Source organism: Lentilactobacillus sp. Marseille-Q4993 (assembly GCF_951230165.1).
In the GTDB taxonomy this organism is placed as follows: Bacteria; Bacillota; Bacilli; order Lactobacillales; family Lactobacillaceae; genus Lentilactobacillus.
The window spans coordinates 23,403-47,088 of record NZ_CATNVB010000005.1 but is presented as its reverse complement, the minus strand read 5'-3'; the positions used below and the strand labels follow the sequence as shown (position 1 = coordinate 47,088).

23 protein-coding genes are annotated in these 23,686 nt (G+C 40.1%); 19 read left to right on the top strand and 4 right to left on the bottom strand.

Going from position 1 to position 23,686, the window contains the following annotated elements:
• Positions 1-45: 45 nt before the first annotated feature.
• From der to QOW94_RS03390, 4 genes are all read left to right on the top strand, one after another.
• The gene (der, locus tag QOW94_RS03405; protein WP_283678769.1) at positions 46-1,353 is read left to right on the top strand and encodes a ribosome biogenesis GTPase Der; all 1,308 of its coding nucleotides are present in this window, start codon (positions 46-48) and stop codon (positions 1,351-1,353) included.
• Between the two features lie 191 nt (positions 1,354-1,544).
• Positions 1,545-1,832 (top strand): non-specific DNA-binding protein Hbs, encoded by a 288-nt coding sequence (gene hbs / locus QOW94_RS03400; RefSeq protein ID WP_502867231.1) that lies wholly within the window; start codon positions 1,545-1,547, stop codon positions 1,830-1,832.
• Between the two features lie 63 nt (positions 1,833-1,895).
• The gene (locus tag QOW94_RS03395; protein WP_283678766.1) at positions 1,896-3,161 is read left to right on the top strand and encodes a tetratricopeptide repeat protein; all 1,266 of its coding nucleotides are present in this window, start codon (positions 1,896-1,898) and stop codon (positions 3,159-3,161) included.
• 17 nt (positions 3,162-3,178) lie between these two features.
• Positions 3,179-3,532 (top strand): hypothetical protein, encoded by a 354-nt coding sequence (locus QOW94_RS03390; protein ID WP_283678765.1) that lies wholly within the window; start codon positions 3,179-3,181, stop codon positions 3,530-3,532.
• Between the two features lie 39 nt (positions 3,533-3,571).
• On the opposite strand, the gene QOW94_RS03385 is transcribed toward QOW94_RS03390, so the two are convergent.
• Positions 3,572-4,465: a YitT family protein gene (locus QOW94_RS03385; RefSeq protein ID WP_283678764.1), complete on the bottom strand. Its 894-nt coding sequence runs from the start codon at positions 4,463-4,465 to the stop codon at positions 3,572-3,574.
• Between the two features lie 134 nt (positions 4,466-4,599).
• Between QOW94_RS03385 and QOW94_RS03380 the strand changes: the two genes are divergently transcribed.
• The 12 genes from QOW94_RS03380 (at position 4,600) to topA (ending at position 16,732) form a co-directional block, all read left to right on the top strand.
• Complete coding sequence (locus tag QOW94_RS03380) at positions 4,600-5,811, top strand: CCA tRNA nucleotidyltransferase (RefSeq protein WP_283678763.1); 1,212 nt, start codon at positions 4,600-4,602, stop codon at positions 5,809-5,811.
• Between the two features lie 2 nt (positions 5,812-5,813).
• Positions 5,814-7,718 carry an ABC-F family ATP-binding cassette domain-containing protein gene (locus QOW94_RS03375; RefSeq protein WP_283678762.1) on the top strand — a complete coding sequence of 635 codons (1,905 nt, stop codon included), beginning with the start codon at positions 5,814-5,816 and terminating at the stop codon, positions 7,716-7,718.
• Positions 7,719-7,733: 15 nt separating this feature from the next.
• Positions 7,734-8,684 carry a thymidylate synthase gene (locus QOW94_RS03370; RefSeq protein WP_283678761.1) on the top strand — a complete coding sequence of 317 codons (951 nt, stop codon included), beginning with the start codon at positions 7,734-7,736 and terminating at the stop codon, positions 8,682-8,684.
• A gap of 11 nt (positions 8,685-8,695) precedes the next feature.
• Positions 8,696-9,196: a dihydrofolate reductase gene (locus tag QOW94_RS03365; protein ID WP_283678760.1), complete on the top strand. Its 501-nt coding sequence runs from the start codon at positions 8,696-8,698 to the stop codon at positions 9,194-9,196.
• Between the two features lie 59 nt (positions 9,197-9,255).
• A complete protein-coding gene (locus tag QOW94_RS03360) occupies positions 9,256-10,104 on the top strand; it encodes a DegV family protein (protein WP_283678759.1) in 849 nt (282 codons plus the stop codon).
• Positions 10,105-10,285: 181 nt separating this feature from the next.
• On the top strand, positions 10,286-11,152 hold the full coding sequence (locus QOW94_RS03355) for a GDSL-type esterase/lipase family protein (RefSeq protein WP_283678817.1): 867 nt from the start codon (positions 10,286-10,288) through the stop codon (positions 11,150-11,152).
• A gap of 6 nt (positions 11,153-11,158) precedes the next feature.
• Positions 11,159-11,752, top strand: coding sequence for a YpmS family protein (locus QOW94_RS03350; protein ID WP_283678758.1), 594 nt, complete (start codon positions 11,159-11,161; stop codon positions 11,750-11,752).
• A gap of 14 nt (positions 11,753-11,766) precedes the next feature.
• Entirely contained in the window at positions 11,767-11,985 is a 219-nt protein-coding gene (locus QOW94_RS03345; RefSeq protein ID WP_283678757.1) for a YozE family protein, read from the top strand.
• An 11-nt stretch (positions 11,986-11,996) separates the two neighbouring features.
• On the top strand, positions 11,997-12,863 hold the full coding sequence (gene ylqF / locus QOW94_RS03340) for a ribosome biogenesis GTPase YlqF (RefSeq protein ID WP_283678756.1): 867 nt from the start codon (positions 11,997-11,999) through the stop codon (positions 12,861-12,863).
• Entirely contained in the window at positions 12,853-13,611 is a 759-nt protein-coding gene (gene rnhB / locus QOW94_RS03335; RefSeq protein ID WP_283678755.1) for a ribonuclease HII, read from the top strand. Before ylqF ends, rnhB begins: the two co-directional genes overlap by 11 nt.
• A gap of 281 nt (positions 13,612-13,892) precedes the next feature.
• A complete protein-coding gene (gene dprA / locus QOW94_RS03330; protein WP_283678754.1) occupies positions 13,893-14,525 on the top strand; it encodes a DNA-processing protein DprA in 633 nt (210 codons plus the stop codon).
• A gap of 98 nt (positions 14,526-14,623) precedes the next feature.
• Complete coding sequence (gene topA / locus QOW94_RS03325; RefSeq protein WP_283678753.1) at positions 14,624-16,732, top strand: type I DNA topoisomerase; 2,109 nt, start codon at positions 14,624-14,626, stop codon at positions 16,730-16,732.
• A gap of 71 nt (positions 16,733-16,803) precedes the next feature.
• Here topA and QOW94_RS03320 read toward each other — a convergent pair whose 3' ends face one another.
• Complete coding sequence (locus QOW94_RS03320; RefSeq protein ID WP_283678752.1) at positions 16,804-18,231, bottom strand: C69 family dipeptidase; 1,428 nt, start codon at positions 18,229-18,231, stop codon at positions 16,804-16,806.
• A 71-nt stretch (positions 18,232-18,302) separates the two neighbouring features.
• On the opposite strand from QOW94_RS03320, the gene thmT reads away from it, so the two are divergent.
• Entirely contained in the window at positions 18,303-18,548 is a 246-nt protein-coding gene (thmT, locus tag QOW94_RS03315; protein ID WP_283678816.1) for a 2-hydroxymuconate tautomerase, read from the top strand.
• 129 nt (positions 18,549-18,677) lie between these two features.
• Positions 18,678-20,186 carry a glycerol kinase GlpK gene (gene glpK, locus QOW94_RS03310; RefSeq protein ID WP_283678751.1) on the top strand — a complete coding sequence of 503 codons (1,509 nt, stop codon included), beginning with the start codon at positions 18,678-18,680 and terminating at the stop codon, positions 20,184-20,186.
• 107 nt (positions 20,187-20,293) lie between these two features.
• Here the strand turns inward: glpK and QOW94_RS03305 are convergent, their stop codons facing one another.
• Complete coding sequence (locus QOW94_RS03305) at positions 20,294-21,130, bottom strand: Cof-type HAD-IIB family hydrolase (protein ID WP_283678750.1); 837 nt, start codon at positions 21,128-21,130, stop codon at positions 20,294-20,296.
• A gap of 87 nt (positions 21,131-21,217) precedes the next feature.
• Here QOW94_RS03305 and QOW94_RS03300 point away from each other — a divergent pair, with 87 nt between their 5' ends.
• Positions 21,218-22,570: an RsmB/NOP family class I SAM-dependent RNA methyltransferase gene (locus QOW94_RS03300; RefSeq protein ID WP_283678749.1), complete on the top strand. Its 1,353-nt coding sequence runs from the start codon at positions 21,218-21,220 to the stop codon at positions 22,568-22,570.
• 63 nt (positions 22,571-22,633) lie between these two features.
• Here the strand turns inward: QOW94_RS03300 and fni are convergent, their stop codons facing one another.
• Positions 22,634-23,668 (bottom strand): type 2 isopentenyl-diphosphate Delta-isomerase, encoded by a 1,035-nt coding sequence (fni, locus tag QOW94_RS03295; protein WP_283678748.1) that lies wholly within the window; start codon positions 23,666-23,668, stop codon positions 22,634-22,636.
• Between the last annotated feature and the right edge of the window lie 18 nt (positions 23,669-23,686).

The window sequence follows — 23,686 nt, the reverse complement described above, 5'->3', positions numbered from 1 at the left end:
TTGTTATGGGGTAATCTTTTTATTTCGTAAAAAGGAGGTAACTAAATGAGTTTACCAACTGTTGCATTTATTGGCCGACCAAACGTCGGCAAATCAACTATTTTCAACCGGGTTGCGGGAGATAGAATCTCAATTGTTGAAGACACCCCTGGAGTTACTCGTGATCGGATTTATTCACACGGGGAGTGGCTTGCTAACAAATTTGCAATGATCGACACTGGAGGAATTCAGATTGGTGATGCCCCATTTACGGCTCAAATTAGGAGTCAGGCGGAAATTGCAATTGAAGAAGCTGATGTAATTGTCTTCATCGTTGATGGTAAGGCTGGACTAACAGCTGACGATGAAACTGTTGCTCAAATTTTATACCGTAGCGACAAACCAATTGTGCTTGCTGTTAACAAAGTTGACAATCCAGAAAGTCGCAATAACATTTTTGATTTCTATTCACTTGGTTTCGGTGATCCAATTCCAATATCTGGAGTTCATGGTTTAGGACTCGGTGATTTACTCGATAAGGTGATTGAAAACTTCCCAGTTGAAGATGAAGTTGAAGAAAACGATGATATTAGATTTAGTTTGATTGGTCGTCCAAATGTCGGTAAGTCATCAATTGTTAACGCCTTACTTGGTGAGGATCGGGTTATTGTTTCAGATATTGCTGGAACCACCCGTGATGCAATTGATACTCGTTTTGAGAGTGATGGCACAAAATTCACAATGGTGGATACTGCTGGAATCAGGAAACGTGGTAAAGTCTATGAAAACACTGAAAAATACAGTGTCATGAGGGCGATGAAAGCCATTGATCAAAGTGATGTTTCATTGTTTGTAATCAACGCCGAAGAGGGAATTCGAGAACAAGATAAGCGAGTGGCTGGATATGCTCATGAGGCTGGTAAGGCGGTTATTATTGTTGTCAACAAATGGGATACCCTCAAGAAGGACAATCATACCCAGACTGATTTTGAAAACTTCATTCGAAATGGTTTTAAGTATCTTGACTATGCTCCAATTATTTTCATATCCGCCAAAACCGGTCAGCGGGTTGAACAACTACCTGCACTAATTAAACGGGTTAATGAAAATCATAAGCGACGGGTTCAATCATCAGCGCTTAATGACGTTATTATGGACGCTATTAGTATTCACCCAACGCCAACCGTTAATTCTAAGCGGCTTCGGGTCTACTATGCAACGCAAGTGGCTGTTGGGCCACCAACTTTTATTGTGTTTGTAAACGATCCTGAATTGATGCATTTCTCTTATCAACGATTCTTGGAAAATCAAATTAGAGAACACTTTGATTTCTCTGGAACCCCAGTTCGGATAATTAAGAGAAATAGGAAGTAGTTAACCCTTTTACTTTATAACGATTGCTTTAAAATAGGCGTTTTCACCAATTTAAAGGTTAAAAACATTGCAATGACGGTATTCTTATGCTATCTTTAAAAAGAAATGATGTTCAAAAGGCGTTATTTCAGCAATTCGGATTCTTAAGGGAATCGGGTTTGTGATGTTTTACATACCTATTTTCGAGGGAGGTGAATCCACACATGGCAAACAAGGCAGAATTAGTAGCTTCAGTCGCAACTGAGACTGGGTTAACTAAAAAAGACGCTACAGCAGCTGTGGATGCAGTATTTGATTCAATCCAAGCTAGCTTAGCTAAAGGGGACAAGGTTCAATTGATTGGTTTTGGTAACTTCGAAGTACGTCAACGTGCTGCTCGTAAGGGTCGTAACCCACAAACTGGTCAAGAAATCCAAATTCCAGCAAGTAAAGTACCAGCTTTCAAACCTGGTAAAGCACTTAAGGATGCTGTAAAATAGTATTCATCTGTTAAGTCAGATCGACTTTTGTCGGCTGGCTTTTTTGTTTTCATGGAGGTAATTATGGATTATTCAACCCAAGCACTAGATGCTCTTGAACGAGGGCAAATCGATGAATTCAACAAAATTTTCAAAGCGGCTCTTAAAAGCGATTCCGATGATATGCTATACTCATTGGCTGAGGAGCTGTATTCACTTGGATTCAGCGAAAATTCAAAACAGATTTACGAACAATTATTAAAAAAATATCCAGATGATGATGGGCTAAAAATCAATCTAGCTGAACTAGCCATTGATAACGATGATGACGATAAAGCATTGAACCTATTATCTGAGATTTCTTCTAATTCAGACGAATATGTCCGTTCTTTGCTTGTCTCAGCCGATTTGTATCAGACTCAAGGTATGTTTGAGATAAGTGATCAAAAGTTGATAGAGGCTCAATTCTTGGCTCCTGAAGAGGACGTCATCAAGTTTGCCTTGGCTGAATTCTATTTCAACACGCGTAGCTTTAGAAAAGCCATTAACATTTATCTTGAGTTGATCAAAGAGGGTACCCTTGAAATGTCTGCTGTAAACCTAGTTGAACGGTTAGGGGTTTCATACGCAGAAACTGGTAAGTTTGAACAGGCGCTCGGATACTTGGAACAAATTAAACCAATCAACATGAGTCCTGATGTGAGATTTGAACTTGGATTTACTTATTTTAGTCTTGGTGAATATGAAAAGGCGATTACCGAGTTTGAAGAACTAAAGGAGACCGATTCTCAATATAGTTCACTGTATCCATATCTTGCAGATGCCCATGTAGAACTTAATCAGTTTGATATAGCCTTAATCGCAATTCAAGAGGGACTGGCGGTTGATCAGTATAACGAAGAAATGTGGCGAAAAGCTAGTGAGATTGCCGCTAAGACTGGGAATGAGGAACTCGTGGGTGAATACCTTCAAAAGGCCCACGAAACTAATCCTGAAGATATTTCAATCATGTCGTCATTGTCAGATTGGTACATTGTCAACGGCAAGCACGATGAGAACATTGAGCTTCTAAAGCCAATTGCTGAGCAAAGCTTTGAGGATGCTCATTTGGAATACAATCTTGCTTTGTCTCGAAAGGCAAATGGAGATATTAAAGGGGCTGCGACTGCCTTTGGCGCAGCTGAACGTGAACTGGGTGATGATACAAACTACTTAAAAGATGCGATTTTCTTTTATCGCGAAAACGGTAATCGGGATAAAGAACTTGAATTGCTGAATAAATACCTTAATTTACTTCCTGATGATTTTGAAATGCAGAATATGTATGATGAGGATTCAGAAGGCTTTTAGACTAGGAGGCTACTGTAATGACAACAATCATAGAGTACGTACCCAAAGACTATCAGTCATCCAGGCTTCACGCTTTTGAGACCATAATGGGTCTACACCTCGATGAAGTTGAAAATGCCGATGAACGAAAAATAATGACGCTGCAAAATAATCGGTTACTCAAAAATCACAGTCTTGATGTGGTTAAGGCTGATAACAAAAACGCCGATATAATTCCTGAATTGATAAAGGAATCAGCAAACTCAATTGGAGTAGCTATTGATGGTAAGGTAAGGAAAGTTGGTAAACTGTTATCACCTTCGGAACTTAGTAGCTTAATGGATGGTGTTTCAGTTCAAATTCCTAATGATCCAGATGAATTTACCATTTAAAAACGGAATCGATCTCTAACGAGGTCGGTTCCGTTTTATTTATGGTAATAATTTGAATTTTTTGGGCTTTTTATAGGTGAAACCTTCACCAATGGCTTCGTTAACGTTGAGAATCGAAACAAACGCCTGCTCATCGATTGCGGTCACGATTTGTTTTAATTTATGCAGTTCGTTTGGAGAAACCACACAGTAAACAACTTTCTTTTCGTTGTGTGAATACCCACCCTCAGCGTTTAGAAAAGTCACTCCGCGGCTTAATTCATCCATTAAGGTTTGAGCAATTTCATCAGGATAGTTACTGATGATTAGAATTCCTCGACCGGTGTATGCTCCTTGCATAGTGTAGTTCACGATGACGGAAAATATCCAAACATAAATCAAAGTGTAAGCCATTTGTCTTAAATCAAGATAAATCAACGACGATAACAGTACGATAACATCAATTGATAATAGGGATTGGCCCATTTGAACTCCCTTGAATCGCTCAAATAGTCGGGCGATGATATCAACTCCACCGGTAGTCCCACCGTAACGATAAACGAGGCCACAGCCAAAACCGCCGAATAATCCGGCTCCAATCGAGGCAAGCAGGAGATCATGATGAATATTAATGACAATGGGAACTCGTTGCCAAATCCAAAGAAAAACAGACAGGACGATTGTTCCGTACAAAGTATAAATCATATCTTTTTTTCCAAGTAACCTGTAGCCAATGGCAAATAATGGAATATTGATCAAAATTGTCGAATAAGCAGGGTCAAAGTGAAATAGGGCCCTAATAATCAACGTAACCCCGGTTAATCCACCATCAGCGAGCTTGTTGTAAATGTTAAAATAAACGATTCCAAATGAATATATTGCTGCACCAAGTGCAATCACAATTAAATCAAATGCGCTTATTTTGTCTTTAAATGATTCTTTATTCGTTGCCATGTAATTCCCCCAAGTTTGTGTCCTAACCGAATTATACTACCAATTAAACAAGTGCCGTGTCCATCTTTTTTATCCTCATGGATTCTGTTAAGATAGTTTAGGAGAAAAAACTTTTATAAACGGCGGCGAAAAACGTGAAAATTCAAAACTTTCCAAAGGAATTTATAGATGCACTTCCAATTCTAAGAACGATTGAAGCGGCCGGATTTGAGGCCTACTTTGTCGGTGGCTCAGTTCGAGATACGATTCTTGGTCGCCCAATTCATGATGTTGATATTGCCACCAGTGCTTTTCCGGAAGAAGTAAAATCATTATTCAAAAAAACAGTTGATACTGGAATTCAGCATGGAACGGTGATGATTCTCGATCACGGAAATGGCTATGAAGTAACCACCTTTCGAACTGAATCTACTTATCAGGACTATCGTCGTCCAGACCATGTTACCTTTGTGCGATCGCTAAAAGAGGATTTAAAGCGGCGCGATTTTACAATTAACGCATTAGCCCTAGACGAAAAGGGTGAAATCTTTGATTTGTTTTCGGGAATTGACGATATGAATCACAGACTAATTCGGGCAGTCGGGGTTCCTGAAGAACGGTTCAATGAAGACGCATTGCGAATGATGAGAGCGGTAAGGTTTTCTAGTCAACTTGATTTTGATGTCGAACCTCATACTCTTGTTGGAATCAACGATAATAGTTCATTATTAGCTAAAATTGCCGTGGAAAGAATCAACGTCGAGTTCGTTAAGATGATGTTGGGGCGTCGTCCTTCAGCTGGAATTTCCGAAATGATCGATTCCGGAATGGCAGAACACGTTCCCCATTTTGCAGACCACATTGAGGATTTAAAAGCTCTGACAACTATTGATTTAAATCTTCAAAATGAAGAACAAGTCTGGTCAGTTATTGGGTTTTGTTTTGACCTGGCTGAAAGCGAACTTAAAAAACTACTTCGAGATTGGAAGACTTCCAACAAGATGATTGAAGACGTGGCGGCAACTGTTCGAGTTTTAAAACAGGTGCAATCAAACTCAATTGAGAACTTTGACCTTTATTTGGCTGGTAAGGAAAATGTGGCTAATGCCAATCAGCTACTCAAGCAAGTAGGCCTATCACTTGAGGGAGAATCACTTACTGCCAGGTATTCTGATTTACAAATCAAGTCGAAGAAGGAGTTAGCATTTGGAGCTAAGGATATAATTGCTAATAAAATAACGACACCAGGGCCTAATTTAGGGACGATTTTAAATGGACTAGAAACCGCGGTGGTAAATAATGAGGTCCATAATGATTCAGATAGTTTGAAACAACTGGCAATTGCCATTAAGAAGAGGATTGATTAATCATGGAAACAATGCGAGTTACTAACTTAGCTAAAACATATGGCGAGAAAACCCTATTTGATAACCTAAGTTTTATTATCAATGAGCAAGATAGGATTGGTTTGATCGGAACAAACGGAGCTGGAAAGACCTCCTTACTGAATGCGATTTCTAACCATGATCATGATTTTACCGGTGATATTGAAACCTCAAAAGCCTATCAAATATCATATTTAACTCAGGATCCTGAATTGGACGATAGTTTATCAATTATGGACGCAGTATTTTCTGGTTCCCAAACTATCTACCGAACCATTAAAAATTATGAAAATGCTTTGAACGATTATTCAGAGAATCCAACTGATGAGCAAGCAATCAAACGTTATGAAAAAGCGGAAGCTAAGATGAATGAGGACGATGCTTGGAATGTCCAAAACGACGTCAAAACAATTTTGACTCAACTCAAGTTGTTTGATTACGATAAAAAGGTTGGCGAACTATCTGGAGGGCAGAAGCGCAGAGTTGGCTTAGCTCAAGTCTTGATTGAATCACCAGACTTGCTGTTACTTGACGAGCCTACTAACCATTTGGACTTTGATTCAATCGAATGGCTTGAAAAATACTTAGCGTCATATAAGGGAGCCATCATGCTTGTTACCCATGACCGGTATTTTCTCGACCAGGTGGCTAATAAGATTTTCGAATTATCGTTTGGCAAGTTATACGAGTATGAGGGTAACTATCAAAGTTACGTTGCTCAGAAAGCAACTCGAGTTGAGGGTGAGATTGCCGCTCAACATAAGACTAATCAATTGTATAAATCCGAATTAGCATGGATGAAGACTGGGGCTAAAGCTCGGTCGACGAAACAACAAGCTAGAATCAATCGTTTTAATGAGCTAAAGGAAAATGTAGATAGCCTTCAGTTAGAAGAAAACGTCAACATTTCACTTGGCCAGAGTCGGCTTGGAAAAGACGTTATCTCGTTGAAAGATGCCAATCTTAAAGTTGGTAATAAACAAATCCTCAAAGATTTTTCTATTTTGATTCAGGGGAATGAACGTATTGGAATTAGTGGTGAAAACGGGGCTGGTAAAACTAGTTTGCTTAATGTAATTGCTGGTCGTTTGCCGTTGGACTCTGGGATCGTTAAAATTGGCGAAACAGTTAAGATGGCTTATTATACTCAGACGACAGAACCAATTGACGAGGATAAGCGGGTAATCGCATACTTGAGCGACGTTGGTCAACAAGTCACCAATAAAGACGGGGATAAAATCAGTGTTACTGAACTTCTTGAACAATTCCTGTTCCCTAAATTTATGCACGGAACTCTCATTAGAAAGCTGTCAGGCGGTGAGAAACGACGGTTATATCTCTTGAAATTGTTGATGCAACAGCCAAATGTGCTGTTACTTGATGAGCCGTCAAACGATTTGGATATTGCAACACTGACCGTTTTGGAAAATTACATTAGTGGTTTTAACGGGACTGTAATCACTGTTTCCCATGATCGATATTTCCTTGATAAGGTTGCCGATAGATTACTGATTTTCAAGGGTAATACTCAAATTGTGGAACGGCGAGGGCGATTTACCGACTACCTTGCTGAGGCTAAGCAAGAAACTAAAGCCCAATCAAATGAGCGAAAAAAAGCTAAGGCGGAGCAAAAGACTAATGAAGCTAACACTGAAAAACCAAAAGAAAAAGTCAAACTAACCTACTCTGAACAACAGGAATATAGTCATATCGAAAGTGATATTGATAAACTCGAAGCTGAGAAAGAGGCAGTTGGTAAGGAAATGCAGACGACTGATGGCAGTGATTATGGCAAATTAGCAGAATTGCAAGAGAAAAAAGACGATTTAGATGTTAAAATAAATGACAAGATGGAGCGATGGGAGTACCTCGCTCAGTTTGATAATTAAATCGGAGGAATGGTTATGCTTGAAGACGCTTATTTAAACTTAGAGAAGTTTGTGTTAGAAAACGGCAATATGAAAACCGACCGAACAAATACCGGGACAATCAGTACGTTCGGATACCAAATGCGCTTTGATCTTTCGAAGGGATTCCCATTATTAACGACCAAAAAAGTGCCGTTTGGGTTAATTAAAAGTGAATTATTGTGGTTCCTTCATGGAGATACTAATATTCAATATCTCTTAAAGCATAAAAACCATATCTGGGACGAGTGGGCATTTCAACGTTTTACAGAGTCTAACGATTATTCTGGGCCTGACATGACTGATTTTGGTCATCGTTCATTAGTCGATGAAGACTTCAACAAACAATACAAGGAACAGAAGAAAATTTTCTGTGACCGAATTGTTAATGATGATGACTTTGCCAAAAAGTACGGTGATTTAGGATTAGTTTACGGTAGCCAATGGCGTGCCTGGAAGACCAGTCAGGGTGGAACGATTGATCAAATCAAGAACGTTATTGATACAATCAAAACCCATCCAGATTCAAGAAGAATGATTGTGTCGGCTTGGAACCCAGAGGATGTCCCGTCAATGGCTCTACCTCCTTGCCACACCATGTTCCAATTTTATGTTGCTAACGGTAAGCTAAGTTGCCAATTGTATCAACGATCAGCTGATATTTTTCTTGGCGTTCCTTTCAATATTGCTAGCTACGCATTACTCACTAATTTAATTGCGAGAGAAACAGGATTAGAAGTCGGCGAATTCGTTCACACTCTTGGTGATGCCCATATTTACCTTAATCACATTGACCAAGTTAAGGAACAACTTACCAGAGCTCCTCACGACGCTCCTAAATTGTGGTTAAACCCTGAGAAAACAAGCCTTGATGATTTTGATATGGCGGATATTAAGGTTGAAAACTACGACCCATATCCAGCAATCAAAGCACCAGTTGCTGTATAGGAGGATGCTCAATGATTTCGTTTATTTGGGCTGAAGATAAGAACGGGCTTATTGGCAGTAATGGTACGCTTCCGTGGCATTTACCTGATGATATGCACTTCTTCAAGCAAACTACCACAGGACATCCCATTGTTGCGGGTTCCAGAACTTTTGCATCATTTGGGCGACCATTACCAAACCGAGAAAATATTGTTATCTCTAGTCGAGATGATTTTCCAGAAGAAGTAGTTGTTTTTCACTCAATTCCGGAATTTTTAAAAGTTGCTGAGACTAGGTCAGATGAAGAATTCTTTGTAGTTGGTGGCTCCAGAATTTTTGCTCAGTTAGTTGATAATGTTGACCGGTTGTACCGAACCAAGATTGAAGCGGAATTTTCAGGTGATACCTACATGACTGAAATTGATTACTCAGATTTCAGTCTCGACAAGTCGATTCCTGGTATCGTTGACGAAAAAAACAAGTATGCTCATACTTTCCAAATTTTAAATCGAAAAACCACTTCGGCTAAGTGATTGAATGTTTGTTATAATAAGATTTGGTAAAACAATAAATTAAGAAACGAGTGGCATTAATGGCAACTGTTAAAATCGTAACGGATTCATCCGTTCAACTTTCAGAAGATGAAAAATCGAAATACGACATTACCGTCATTCCCTTATCAATCATGATTGACGAAACTGTTTACGTTGATGGGGAAACAATCAGCAGCGAACAATTCGTGAAAATGATGCTTGAGGCAGACAACCTACCTAAGACAAGTCAACCACCAATTGGTAAGTTTGTAGACGCATTTGATAAATTGGGCGCCGATGGTAGTCAAGTCTTGTGCATCAACATGATGGAACAACTTAGTGGTTCAGTGCATGCAGCGGAGCAAGCTGCAACATTATCAAGTGCTGATGTTACTGTTGTAGATAGTGGAACGACGGATCGTGGACTAGGATTTCAAGTGGTCGAGGCTGCTAAACTAGCTGCAACCGGGGCATCAGTTGATGAAATTGTTGAACGGATTGAAACGGTTAGGAAGAACACCGTCATGGCAATGGGAGTTATGACTCTCGATAATATCGTCAAAGGTGGGCGTCTTCACCCAGTAGCTGGAGCCATTACTAATTTTCTTAACATCAAAATTATTCTAAAAATCGAAGACCACAAGCTAAAAATTGAGAGTAAAGGTCGGGGCGTTAAGTTTATTAAAAAATACTTTGACAACGTTATTAGTAGTATGAGTCAAGACAAAGCAATTAAAGCCATTGGAATTTCGTATGTGAACACTACTGACTTAATTTCAGAGATTGCTGATAAAATAAAAGAGCAAGTCCAGAATGTACCGTTTTTACTTAAGGTCACCTCTCCCGTTATTTCTACTCACGCTGGGGAAGGTGCCTTTGCATTGTTTTATTTTGATGATCCTGAATAAAATAATGAGAAGTTATAAAAGAGCACGGAATATTTTCAGTATTGAAAGTATTTAGTGCTCTTTTCGACTGATTAAATTATAATCAATTCTTAAGGTCAAATTGATGATTTGTTTGGTAAAGTATCCTTAAATTGATAAAAAGGTGTGAATAATTATTTTTATTAAGCGAGTTTTAAAGTTGGTGCTTGGAGTTAGTGTTGTTTCTCTGCTGGTTTTTGCATTATCGGTAGTGTTAGTAAAACATAAAGCAAACAATCCAAAGCGAATCGATATCACTGCAGTCGGTGATTCATTGACTCAAGGAGTTGGGGATCCCGATGATCGTGGTGGCTATGTTTACCAAATTAATCATAAAATAAAGGTAAACAACCCGAAGCTGAGAGTATCAAGCTCTAACTTTGGAATTGCTGGTGAGACTACTAATCAAATCAATCACAGAGTGGAAACTAATTCAAAGCTACGAGCCAACCTTAAACAAGCAAATGTAATTACGGTTACGACAGGTGGTAATGACGTTATTCACTTTTTAAAGAATAATTTGTTCACATCCAGTCAGACTAAACTGAATGATAAGGCATCGGCGTTTGAAAACAAGTATCAACAACGGATAACCAGACTTCTGACCAATATAAAAAAATTAAATCCAGACGCAGAAATTTTTGTTTTTGGTATTTATAACCCGGTTTATGTATATTTACCACAAGTTAAATTTATTTCTCGAATGATTTCAGATACTAACGAGACTAGCAAATCGGTTATCAACAAAATGGATCACGCACACTATGTCAATATCAGTGATAAGTTATCCGATGGCCAATACCAGAGTAAAAAGGATCATCAAAAATTGGCGGACCGAGCTAGTGAGTTGCCTTCTATGAGCAAACAGTTGGATGAAACAGCTATTAACCAAATTTTGGCTGGCAGTGGTGATAAAAATAGTTTGCTATCAAATTCAGATCACTTTCACCCAAATAAAAAGGGATATCAAATTATGACCGACCGTCTTTACCAACAAATGAAACTTTACGTTCCAAATTTAAAGGAGTAATCACTTATGCATAGCAAATCCAAGAACCCGTACAAAATTGCCTTTTGGTCACTAATTGCTGTCATTCTACTAGGAATTGTGTTTGTTTTCGGCTACGTTTTGACCGCAGGTGGTGGCAGCATCAAGGAGTCTGCAGTCCCAACTACTAAAAAACTAGCAACGGTTTCAATGAAGAAGGAGCAGATCAATAGTCTTTCGTCATTCTACCTAAAGAAATTTCAATCTAAAAACGGGAAAGTTCAATATCGGTTTGTCGTAAAAGATCAGGGAATTGTTTATGGGACTTTTGACGTGCTTGGTTCAAAGGTCGATTATGGATTGTCCTTCAAGCCAACGGTTATGAAAGATGGTAACGTTAAGCTTAAGGCAACGACGCTATCAATTGCTAACTTTAAAGTTCCAGCATCTGTTGTTCTTTCGTTTGTTAAGCATAACTACAATCTACCAAAATGGGTTTCATTGGATCCACTAAAGAAGAACGTCTATCTTGATATTAGAAATATCAACGGGAAAAATGGAGTTAACTTTAAGGCAGACAAAATCAGTCTTAAGGGCGATGGCGCATTTAAATTTGACGTCTTATTACCAAGCAGCAAGTAGGGAGAGATACCAAAGTGAGAAAAACATTTTATGAATTTTTGATGACCAAGAGGAATCCCTCCAGTCCTGATTCCGTTGCGGAATTTGCCAATAACGCCTCAATGGACCAATCGTTTCCTAAGCAAGAAACTGATTTTGAAACTCTTTCCAAATACTTGGAAGAGAATGCCAGTTACTTGCCTACTATGACGATTTTTGACGAAGCGTTTCAGCAGTATCGAGAAAGTCTCTAGGGAGGAGAAAAATGGCAGTTAATATTCAATGGTTTCCAGGCCACATGGCAAAAGCAATTAGACAGTTTGAGGAAAATATTTCGGTTGTCGATATTGTGTTTGAAATTTTAGATGCCCGGATTCCATTTTCATCAATGAATCCAGAAGTTAAAAGAATTAGTGGGGATAAGCCTCACTTGTACATCCTAACTAAAAAGGACTTGGCTGACCCAAATCGAACTCAGGATTGGTTACGATATTTTAGGGAAAATGGTCAACCGGCAATTGCGGTTGATGCCAAGACCAAGTTTGGAATCAAAAACGTTCTTGAAGTGATTGAACCAATTTTGGCGGATAAGTTACAACGTGAACGAGATAAGGGAATGAAGACCAGGCCAATCAGAGCGGTCAGTGTCGGGGTCCCAAACGTGGGTAAATCCACGGTTCTAAACCGATTGGTAAATCGTAAGGCTGCTCAAGTCGGAAACCGGCCCGGAGTTACTAAGGGCCAGCAATGGATGAAATCAAACAATGGGGAGCTAGAATTGTTAGACACCCCTGGTATATTGTGGCCAAAGTTTGCTAATCAAGAACTTGCAAATAAGTTAGCTTTGACTGGAGCAGTTAAAGAAACTGCTTATTCAAGTGACGATATTGCTCTTTATGCACTTGATTTTTTCAGGGAGTTTAGCCCAAAATCAATTATGGAAAGATATCATCTTAATGAAAGTGCCTTAGAATTAACAACGGTTGATCTATTAATGGAAATTACTAGCAAGATTGGGATGAAGGATGACTATATGCGTTCATCCGAACGGATTATCCAAGATGTTAGAAGTAATAAGCTCAGACCATTTACCCTTGATTTAGTTTCGGAAGTGGAATCCAATGACGATTAAGGAGATCAAAGCTCAGCTAGCATTGGTAACCACATTAGATGACCCGTTGCTTGTTGAACTGAACAGTGACCCCCGGGCTGGCGTACAATCTGCCCTTAAAACAACGATAAACCGAATCAACAAGTTAGCGATTGCCCAACAACAATTCCAAGAACGGTTTAAAATTGAGCGTAACTTGTGGCAGAAGGGGCACCAGTACATAGCGGGCGTTGATGAGGTTGGCAGAGGCCCATTAGCTGGACCCGTGGTTTCGTGTGCCGTTATTTTACCCAGTGATTTCGATTTGATTGATGTAAATGATTCAAAGCAGGTGAGTCATAAAAAAAGATTAGAATTAGCGCCTAGAATCAAAAACGAAGCTATTTCGGTTTCGTTTGGAGTCGTTGACAATAACATCATCGATAAGGTCAATATTTACCAGGCTACTAGGATAGCAATGAAGCAGGCGGTTGAGGGTCTTTCGGTCACTCCAGATGAAATTATCGTGGATGCAATGAATATTGACACTAGCATTCCCCAAATCGATATGGTCAAGGCTGATGCTAAAAGTATAAGTGTGTCCGCCGCTAGTATTTGTGCGAAAGTATATCGAGACGAATTAATGGCTGAGTACGCAAAAATGTATCCAGGATATGGATTTGAACAGAACGCTGGCTACGGAACTAAGGCCCATTTGGATGGATTGAAGACAGTTGGGGTTTGCCCAATTCATCGAAAAACTTTTGCTCCAGTGAGTGACTATATTTAAATGTTTTTACGGACTTTATTTTTAAAGGACGTGAAAATATGAAACTACGTAATCTACTAATGTTGATCCACCTATCAGATGGGATTGGTTTTAAAAATAAATTCCGACTATATCAATTACTACAAGATAAAAAAGAGATAGAAATTGATAAAATAGATTTACAAGCATTAACTAGGCCATTATCATTAACTTCGGATTAGAAATCTAAATTCTGCCGGAGTTTTTTACGGTTAGCTTCAAATCAATCACTGGTTAATGATTTAATTGCAAATGAAAAATGGTTGACGATTGCTGACGATTTATATCCAACCATGTTGCGGGAATCATACTGTCCACCAATCGTCGTTTTTTATCGGGGCGACGTAAATTTACTTAAGGCGGCAATGGTTGGGGTGGTTGGTAGTCGTCAGCCGACCCAGTATTCTAGTGATGTTCTTAGTAAATTGTTGCCTGGCATTATTAAGGCAGGCATTGTAACGGTGTCCGGGCTTGCAAGCGGAGTTGATTGTGAAGCCCACAAACAAACGATTTTAAATGGTGGTAAGACGATTGCGGTAATTGGAACTGGTTTAGGCAAAACTTATCCCCGGGCAAATGAAGAAATTCAGAGATACATTGGTGAGCACCACTTAGTTCTTAGTGAATATCCAGCAAATGTTGGCCCCACCAAATATCATTTTCCTGAAAGAAATCGGATTATTGCTGGGCTAACGTTGGGTACCCTTGTCATTGAGGCCAAACAGCATTCTGGCAGCCTTATAACCGCTAACTTGGCTCTTCAAAATAACCGCGAAGTGTTTGCTGTACCTGGCTTGATCACATCTGAACTTTCGACCGGAACTAATGAATTGATTTTGGCTGGAGCAAAGCTGGTTCGAAAATCAGAACATATTATAGAAGAGTTTTTTTGTTGACACATGTTTGATCCTGCAATATGATGTGATAGATTTGTAATTCAAATTAATTAGTTAATCAATTAACAATAAAACCTAATATTTTGAGAGGAGAAACAATGGCAACATCCACAGCAAGTAAAAAGAAAACAAAGCGCAAGTCGCCTAAAAAAAACTTGGTGATCGTTGAGTCTCCTGCTAAAGCAAAGACCATTGAAAAGTATCTTGGTCGTTCATACAAAGTTATTGCTAGCAAGGGTCACGTCCGTGATTTACCAAAAAGTAAAATGGGGGTCGATATTGAAAATGAATATGAACCCCACTATATTTCGATTCGTGGTAAAGGGGATACCATTAAGGAGTTACGGTCAGCAGCTAAGAAAGCAAAAAAAGTTTATTTAGCAGCCGATCCCGATCGTGAGGGAGAGTCAATTGCATGGCACCTTTCTCACGTCCTAGACCTTGATCCAGAAGAGGACAACCGGGTTGTCTTCAATGAAATTACTAAGGATGCTGTTAAGGAATCGTTTAAGCATCCCCGCAGCATCGATATGAACCTGGTTGATGCTCAACAAGCTCGCCGAATCCTCGACCGACTGGTTGGTTATTCAATTTCACCACTTTTGTGGCAAAAAGTTAAGAAGGGACTGTCAGCCGGGCGAGTCCAGTCAATCGCCCTTTGGTTGGTAATCCAACGGGAAAAGGAAATTGAAAACTTCAAACCTCAAGAGTACTGGTCAATTGACTCAGAATTCAAAAAGGGACGAAGTAAGTTCGCAGCTAGTTTTTATGGCGTAGCGGGTAAGAAAAAAGAACTGCCTAACAACGAAGCCGTTGAAGAAATCTTAAAGGCAATTGACCCTAAGGGTGATTTCGATATCACCAAGGTCACAAAACGGGAACGAAAACGGCAACCTCAAGCACCTTTCACTACTAGTACCCTTCAACAAGAAGCTAACCGGAAGATGAACTTTAGAACCAGAAGAACGATGATGGCAGCTCAACAATTGTATGAAGGAATTAATATTGGTAAGGAAGGTAGTCAGGGATTGATTACCTATATGCGTACGGATTCTACCAGAATCTCTGCCATTGCCAAGCATGAAGCATCCCAATTCCTTCACGAGGAGTACGGTGCGGAATACGCAGCAACTAAGCCAATCAAGGGTAAAATGCCTGAAGGTGCCCAAGACGCCCATGAGGCAATTCGTCCTACATCTGTATTTAGAACCCCTAAGAGTTTGAAAGAGTATCTTAATAATGATCAGTTTAAACTCTACCAGTTGATCTGGTCACGGTTCGTGGCTAGTCAAATGACTCCAGCAATCATGGATACGATGGCCGTAACCATTGAGCAAAACGATGTGGTTTTCAAGGCTAACGGTTCAAAGATGAAGTTCGAAGGGTTCTTAAAGGTCTATGGAGATGGAAAAGAAAAGGATAACATCTTGCCTGATTTAGAAGAGGGCGACCATGTCAAACTGGCCAAGACAAATCCAGATCAACATTTCACTCAGCCACCTGCAAGGTACAGCGAAGCAACGCTTATCAAAACCCTTGAAGAAAAGGGAGTTGGCCGACCATCAACATATTCCCCAACTCTGGAAACAATTCAAAAGAGATATTACGTTAAGCTAGTTGGCCGGCGGTTTGAGCCAACTGAACTGGGAGACATCGTTAATGATATTATTGTTAAATACTTCCCAGATGTTGTTAACGTTGACTTTACCGCTAACCTCGAAGATGACTTAGATGACGTTGAAGTTGGTGATGAAAACTGGGTCAAAGTCGTCGATGATTTTTACAAGCCATTCTCAAAGGAAGTTGAATCAGCCACTGAGAAAATGGAAAAAATCCAAATCAAGGACGAACCAGCAGGCTTTAATTGTGATATCTGTGGCGCTCCTATGGTTATCAAAATGGGACGCTATGGTAAGTTCTACGCCTGTTCACGTTTCCCAGATTGTCGGAATACCAAGGCAATCGTAAAGGAAATTGGTGTCATTTGTCCTAAGTGTCATAAGGGACAGGTTATCGAAAGAAAATCAAAGAAAAACAGGCTTTTCTACGGTTGTTCTCGTTACCCTGATTGTGACTTTGTTTCTTGGGATAAACCAGTGGGTCGTGATTGTCCGAAGGATGGTCACTTCTTGGTTGAAAAGAAGATCAAAGGTGGAACTCAAGTGGTTTGTCCTAACGGTGACTACGAAGAGGCTGCTCAAAAATAGCAAATTAAAAGAGCTTAGTAATCGGAACATCCAATTACTAAGCTTTTTTGTATTTCTATCTTTTTGTATTTCTATAGGTTTAGATCTTGTTTGTAGTTAAGTGGTGAAAAATCGGTTGAACTAGTTACCAATTCACTAATCAATTTTTGGTATCTGTCAATGCCTAGTTTAGCCATCTTGAAATTAGCCTTTGTGGCCTCAGCAGCAATTTCTGAAGGGGCCATTGCAGCTATGACCGTATCGGTTTTTGACAGAACATCTTGAAACGCAATTTTAAGCTCCTGTTGAGCAGTTTGCAGTTTTCCACCCAATTGGCCATAATGAGGGTCAACAAGCACACCAGCAAGCTTATATGTCCAATAAGCGCTATTGGGGTTGTAATCACCAGTTGCGTTTTGATAAACGGCAGGGGTATCGGTTGCCCCTGCGTAAAATGGGACAAAGGAACTTTGGGCAGCTACCCCCATTGCCAACCATTGAAGATAGGCCTCAGCGGGCATGTCAGGCCTAATCTGTAAAATGTGGGCTTCTTGGGTTTTGGCTAGACTGATTGGACGAAATCGCTTTTTATCATGTTCGCTACCTTCACCGATTGGATCGTAGGGAGTGCCTTGGTAGTGAGAAGCTAGAAAATCTTGGACATCGTACACACTAAGTTTTTTATCTGCATGATGAAGAAACGGAATATCGAAATCAGTTGGGTCGTGTTGCTCATCCTTTGAGAACATTTTTACGCCGTACCAAACTCGTGGGGTGTTGTAATAGGTATCAGACAAATCATGAGTGCCAAAAATTTCACGGAAATTGAACTCACCGTGCTGATTTGGATTCAATTTGTGTTCCTCAACAAACTGCCGGATATTAGTTGACCACATAAAATTATCAGGATCATTAAAATTTATCAGCTGAATAGCAGTTTGGTTGGCGATAACGGTGTAGCTATCATCCGGAATCCTTTGAGCAACCCAGTTATGACCACCACCGGTTTCCATATACCAGGCTTCTTGTTTGTCAGCAAATAAAATACCGTTGGATTCGTCGGTACCATAGTATTCGATAATATTTCCGAGTCGTTGGACACCTTGGCGGGCGGTCTTCACATATGGTAATACTACGGTAATCATCGCTTCTTCACCGATCCCGTCTTTAACAAGCGGATCGAAAGTCAGAACCAAATCATTGGTGTAAGTACTTTCGGTGGAGCTCATAGCGACCCCATATTCATTGATGCCATCTTCTTCAAACAGACCATATTTAGTAGTCCATTCGGGTGTGCCTGAATACTTGTAGCTATCTTTTGGAAGTTCAATCGTAAATTGGTTGTCGGTTGATTTGAACACCGGCGCGGTTTCATGATGTTGAGCAGGGTGGATAACGTAATTTTTGGGCCACGATGCTTTGCTGTCTTCATTTCGAGCAATCATAATCGAACCATCTATACTGGCCTTTTTACCAACAATAATGCTGGTACATGCTGAAATATTTTTATTAGGGATCATAATTGGCCTCCTAGTTTTTAATCAGCAACCATTGTACCATTTTTTATCATAATTACATTGATAAGTTTCGGATTGCTGATAGTACTGAATTAGGGTATACTTTTTGTTATAAAAATGGAGGTAATGACATGCCAATCGTAAACATTGATTTAATTGCTGGTCGTTCACAAGAACAACTCAAGGGATTAGTTGAGGACGTTACAAGTGCCGTCGTTAAAAACACTGGGGCACCTGCAGAACACGTTCACGTTATTCTTAGTGAAATGCAACCTAACCGTTATAGCGTAGGTGGCGTTTTAAAAAGTGACGAAAAGTAATTACTAGCTCTCTAAAATCTTATTCGGATTTTGAGGGCTTTTTTTATGGCTACCGTGGAGTGTTAGGCTTCGATATTGTATAATTAGGACAGCGGTTTCAAATTAACAATACTGAAATGGGGAAAAATAATGGATAACGAACAGTACATAATGGCAATTGACGAAGGGACAACAAGTGCCCGTGCCATTCTGTTTAATGAAAAAGCCCAAATTGTTGGTAAATCTCAACGGGAATTTACCCAACATTTTCCAAAGTCAGGCTGGGTTGAACATGACGCTAATGAAATTTGGAGTGCCGTCCAATCCGTCATTTCAGAAGCCCTTATCAGTGCGGAAATTCCACCCTACAAGGTTCGGGGAATTGGTGTTACTAACCAACGGGAAACAACTGTCATTTGGGATAAAAATACCGGTGAGCCAATCTATAACGCAATTGTTTGGCAATCAAAACAAACTAGCGAAATAGCTGACGAACTAAAGCGCGATGGTTACGAAGAGATGATTCATGATAAGACTGGTTTAATCATTGATTCATACTTCTCAGCAACCAAAATTATGTGGATCTTGGATAAAGTTCCGGGAGCTCGAAAAAAAGCAGAAGCTGGTGATTTACTATTTGGAACTATCGATACTTGGATTTTATGGAAATTAACCGGCGGGAAGGTTCATGCTACCGACTATACGAATGCATCCAGAACGATGCTCTTCAATATCCATGATTTGAAGTGGGATGAAGATATCCTTAAAACATTGAACATTCCTAGTTCAATGTTGCCTGAAGTCAAATCATCTTCCGAAATCTATGGTTATACCGCAGGCTACACGTTCTCTGGGGTTCAAGTGCCAATTGCAGGAATTGCTGGTGATCAACAAGCTGCTCTATTTGGTCAGCTTGCCCTTGAACGGGGGATGGTAAAAAACACCTACGGAACTGGTGCCTTTATCGTTATGAACACTGGAACGGAACCTACCTTGTCAAAACGTGGTTTACTAACGACAATTGCGTATGGGATTAACGGTGAGGTTAATTATGCCCTTGAAGGTAGTATTTTTGTTGCTGGTTCCGCAATTCAATGGCTGCGGGATGGGATGCAAATGATCAAGAATTCACCAGAATCAGAACAGTTGGCAAATGATGCTAAGGATTCTGAAGGGGTCTACGTTGTTCCAGCCTTCACTGGATTGGGGGCTCCATATTGGGATCAAGAAGCCAGAGGAGCTGTGTTTGGCTTGACCCGTGGAACTACCAAAGCCCAATTTGTTAGGGCAACTTTGGAATCCCTGGCATACCAAACTCGTGACGTTGTTGATACGATGGCGAAGGAAACTGGGATCGAATTAAAGACGTTAGCTGTTGATGGTGGAGCAGCTAACAATAATTACTTGATGCAATTCCAATCAGACATCCTTAACACTCCAATCAGACGGGCATCCATTGCAGAAACAACTGCCCTTGGGGTCTCATACCTTGCGGGAATGGCCGTTGGTTTCTGGGAAAACGTTGATGAAATTAGAAAAAATGTGATTCCCGGTAGTAATTTTGAACCAAGCATGAATAAAGACAAACGGGAAAATCTATATTCTGGTTGGCAAAAAGCAGTTGGAGCAACCGTTAAATTCCATCCAGAAAGCGATTAATAAGATAATTGAAAGCCACTTTGGCGAATATCTGGACAAAAGAAAAGTCAATGCTAATTTCGAAGAAGAAATTTGCACTGACTTTTTTATCTCTACAAGTTTTATTTTTAAATACCTACAGCAATATCAAGCTTTTCCTGCATGTACCTTGCCACACCGTCCTGCTCATTGGTGTACTTAGTAACATCATTAGCGACACCCTTGATTGACGGAATTGCATTTTTCATCGCTACACCAAGACCAGCATAGTCAATCATTGTGTGATCGTTTGCTTCATCCCCAAATGCAATAATATCCTTTTGGAGCACGCCATAATAATCAGCAAGTCGTTTGACACCAGTGACTTTTTTGATTCCTTTAGTGGCGACCTCCACAATTGGATGAGGGCCACCCCAAGGAGAAACTTCAACGAGGTCACCGAACTGCTGATTCACATAATTAATAAAGGCTTGCTTCATCTCGGGAACCAGTTCAACAGTAATGGTAATTGGATTGTCGACATTTTCTTTTAGACTTTTTTGATTTAATACTTCGGTAGTTCTTAACGAACTAGGGAAAAAGCCAAATCCATCTTTAGCAGCTCTACTTGCCAAGAATAGTTGCTTTCCTTCGACCGCTAATAGTGTGATTCCAAGCAACTTGCTTTTTTCTAGCAGATCCATCACGATATCCTTATCGATAACGTATTCGTATTCCCGTTCCCACTTGGAGTGAGGGAGAATCCCCAGACTACCATTAAAGTTAATCATTGGGGTATCCAATGAAAGATCATCGTAAAAATTTTCCGAGATTCGGTTTGGTCTCCCGGTCACAATACTTACGATATAGTCCTCATTTTTAGCTGCTTGGATTGCTTTTTTTGTATTTGTTGTTATCATTGATTCGTTGTTCAATGTTGTTCCGTCCAAATCAAGGACGATTAATTTCTTTCCGATACATATCACTCCTGACCATATGGCGTTATGTTAACCTAAATAGGGCCCTAGGTCAATTATCACGTGATCAAACGGAATATTTTTAAGGAGTTCAAAATGGAATTACCAGCAGATTTTATCACTAAGTACAAACAACTATTAGGTGAGGCGGACGCCACTGCCTTTTTTGAATCATTCAATCAGCCGGTCAATCACGGTTTCCGAGTAAATCCGCTAAAAAACGTTCCTGCGGATAAGTTAGCCGATTTCAAGAAGGCAAAACATTGCGAATTTGGCTATTACGGTAAGGTAAACGGTAAATCGGTCCTTCATCAGAGTGGGGCAGTGTATAGTCAGGAGCCGAGTGCGATGTACGTTGGCGAAGTTGCTAAACCTAACAAGGGTGAAAAAGTTCTTGATTTGTGTGCCGCACCTGGCGGAAAAACAACTCATTTAGGCAGTTATTTAGCAAATACTGGTTTACTAGTTGCAAATGAAATTGATGGGAAACGTTCAAAAGTTCTGGCAGAAAATGTTGAACGGTTTTCGTTACGAAACACGGTTATTATTAATGAAAATCCTGCGAGAGTTGCCAAAGCTTTTCCAGCTTTTTTTGACCGAATGCTAGTTGATGCACCATGTTCTGGTGAGGGGATGTTCAGAAAGGATCCAGATGCCGTTCAGTACTGGTCAAAGGACTATCCGATAGAATGTGCCACCAGACAGCGAGAAATCCTCACAGAGGCTGTTAAGGCTTTAAAACCAGGAGGAGAATTGATATATTCAACCTGTACTTTTGCTCCAGAAGAAGACGAACAAATTGTTGCCTGGTTAGTTAAAGAGTATGATTTTGAAATTTTGCCAGTTGAAAAGTTCCCTGGGATGGATGATGGTCGACCAGAGTGGGCGGATAGCAATCCTGATTTAACAAAGTGTGTTCGGCTATTTCCATTCCACTTCGCAGGCGAGGGTCACTTTATTGCTAAACTTAGAAAACCAATGACCGATGAAGCTGAGCCAAAATATAAGGGCTTATTCAAAAACCGTAACATTCATAAGATGACTGGCGATGAGAAGAAGTTATGGGACAAGTTTAAACGGGAAAACAATATCAGTTATGATGGTCAAACCCTATTTACGTACAACGACAAACTGATGAGCGTCCCCGATGAAATGATTGATGCATCCAAGATCAAGGTTGTTAGAATGGGAATTGAACTGGGTACATTTAAGAAAAATCGATTTGAACCCAGCTACGCCCTTGGGTTGGCTCTGACAAACGAGGAGAATCAGAATCAAGTTGCAATCAATGAGGATGAGTGGCACCAATACGTTCATGGTGATACATTTCCAATCGCTACAGGCCTTAAAGGTTGGCAACAGTTAATAGTTTCCGGTTTACCAGTTGGATTTGTCAAGGCAGTTCAGGGAACAGCGAAGAACTTTTTCCCAAAGGGATTGAGATTTTAATAATTTGGTAAAAAATAGACCTGTTTGGAGTGAATGGTTATTCATCCCAAAGCAGGTCTGTTTTTATTTGTTTTCAAACTGATTGATAAAGTTATTGATGTGGTTATCATAAATAAGAGTAGCATTTTGATGAGCATCAGCAATAGTCTGGAAGCCAGCGAGAAACATGCAGTTCTTAACTTGTTCTTTGAACTGTTCAACGATTTCAACAATCTCTTCCGTATCGTAGTTTATTGCCAAGTGAGCAAAGTATCCGGCCATTCCAATTGCGTTAGCTCCAAGAGCCATTGCCTTAACTACCTCTAGGGGGGTGGTTATCCCACCGGTCGAAATAAGACTTACGTTTGAGGCTAAAGGCTTTAATAGGAGCATCGATTCAACAGTCGATAATCCCCAATCGTGAAGGTAACTCATTGACTTGTCACGCCGCCGAAAATTTTCAATTTCAGCAAAGTTGGTGCCACCATTACCGCCAACGTTGATTGCGTTAACTCCAATGCTGACTAATCTTGCAGCCGACTGGTGATCAATTCCAAAACCAACTTCCTTTGCAATGACCGGTACCGAAACTGATTTCACTACTTCTTCGATTGATGGCTGGTAATCGAAGCGATGATCGCCTTCGGGCATTATAACTTCCTGGGCCACGTTTAAATGTAACTCAATCGCATCAGCTTTAATCATCTCAATGGCTTTTGCGGCATCAGTAGCACCATGATTGGCCCCGATATTAGCAATTATTGTTCCGTTTGGGTTTAATTGCCGAACGACTTCAAATGATTCAACTTGCTCGGGTTCTTTCAAAGCAATACTTTGGGAACCAACTGCCATTGCTAATCCAGTCTTGGAAGCAACAGTTGCTAGCTTTTTATTGATTTTAGTCGATCGGTCACTTCCGCCAGTAATCGCTTCAATGTAGAAAGGAACGGATAATTTTATCCCTGCAATGGAAGTGGAATAGTCGATATCTGTACGGGAAAAAGAGGGCAGTGTTTTTGGCATTAGCCGAATGTGGTTAAATGATGACTTATGAGTTCCCCAGTACTTTTCTGATAGGGACAAATGTTCATCTTTTCGGTGTGATTGTTTGCTTACCATTCAAACTGCTCCTTTTTA

Bases quoted from the DNA above. Each gene is read 5' to 3' on its own strand.
- QOW94_RS03350 (WP_283678758.1), top strand. From the start codon at position 11,159: ATGCATAGCAAATCCAAGAACCCGTACAAAATTGCCTTTTGGTCACTA.
- rnhB (WP_283678755.1), top strand. From the start codon at position 12,853: ATGACGATTAAGGAGATCAAAGCTCAGCTAGCATTGGTAACCACATTA.
- QOW94_RS03385 (WP_283678764.1), bottom strand. From the start codon at position 4,465: ATGGCAACGAATAAAGAATCATTTAAAGACAAAATAAGCGCATTTGAT.
- der (WP_283678769.1), top strand. From the start codon at position 46: ATGAGTTTACCAACTGTTGCATTTATTGGCCGACCAAACGTCGGCAAA.
- QOW94_RS03395 (WP_283678766.1), top strand. From the start codon at position 1,896: ATGGATTATTCAACCCAAGCACTAGATGCTCTTGAACGAGGGCAAATC.
- glpK (WP_283678751.1), top strand. From the start codon at position 18,678: ATGGATAACGAACAGTACATAATGGCAATTGACGAAGGGACAACAAGT.
- QOW94_RS03375 (WP_283678762.1), top strand. From the start codon at position 5,814: ATGGAAACAATGCGAGTTACTAACTTAGCTAAAACATATGGCGAGAAA.
- fni (WP_283678748.1), bottom strand. From the start codon at position 23,668: ATGGTAAGCAAACAATCACACCGAAAAGATGAACATTTGTCCCTATCA.
- QOW94_RS03360 (WP_283678759.1), top strand. From the start codon at position 9,256: ATGGCAACTGTTAAAATCGTAACGGATTCATCCGTTCAACTTTCAGAA.
- ylqF (WP_283678756.1), top strand. From the start codon at position 11,997: ATGGCAGTTAATATTCAATGGTTTCCAGGCCACATGGCAAAAGCAATT.
- QOW94_RS03320 (WP_283678752.1), bottom strand. From the start codon at position 18,231: ATGATCCCTAATAAAAATATTTCAGCATGTACCAGCATTATTGTTGGT.
- QOW94_RS03370 (WP_283678761.1), top strand. From the start codon at position 7,734: ATGCTTGAAGACGCTTATTTAAACTTAGAGAAGTTTGTGTTAGAAAAC.
- QOW94_RS03390 (WP_283678765.1), top strand. From the start codon at position 3,179: ATGACAACAATCATAGAGTACGTACCCAAAGACTATCAGTCATCCAGG.
- QOW94_RS03300 (WP_283678749.1), top strand. From the start codon at position 21,218: ATGGAATTACCAGCAGATTTTATCACTAAGTACAAACAACTATTAGGT.
- QOW94_RS03365 (WP_283678760.1), top strand. From the start codon at position 8,696: ATGATTTCGTTTATTTGGGCTGAAGATAAGAACGGGCTTATTGGCAGT.
- topA (WP_283678753.1), top strand. From the start codon at position 14,624: ATGGCAACATCCACAGCAAGTAAAAAGAAAACAAAGCGCAAGTCGCCT.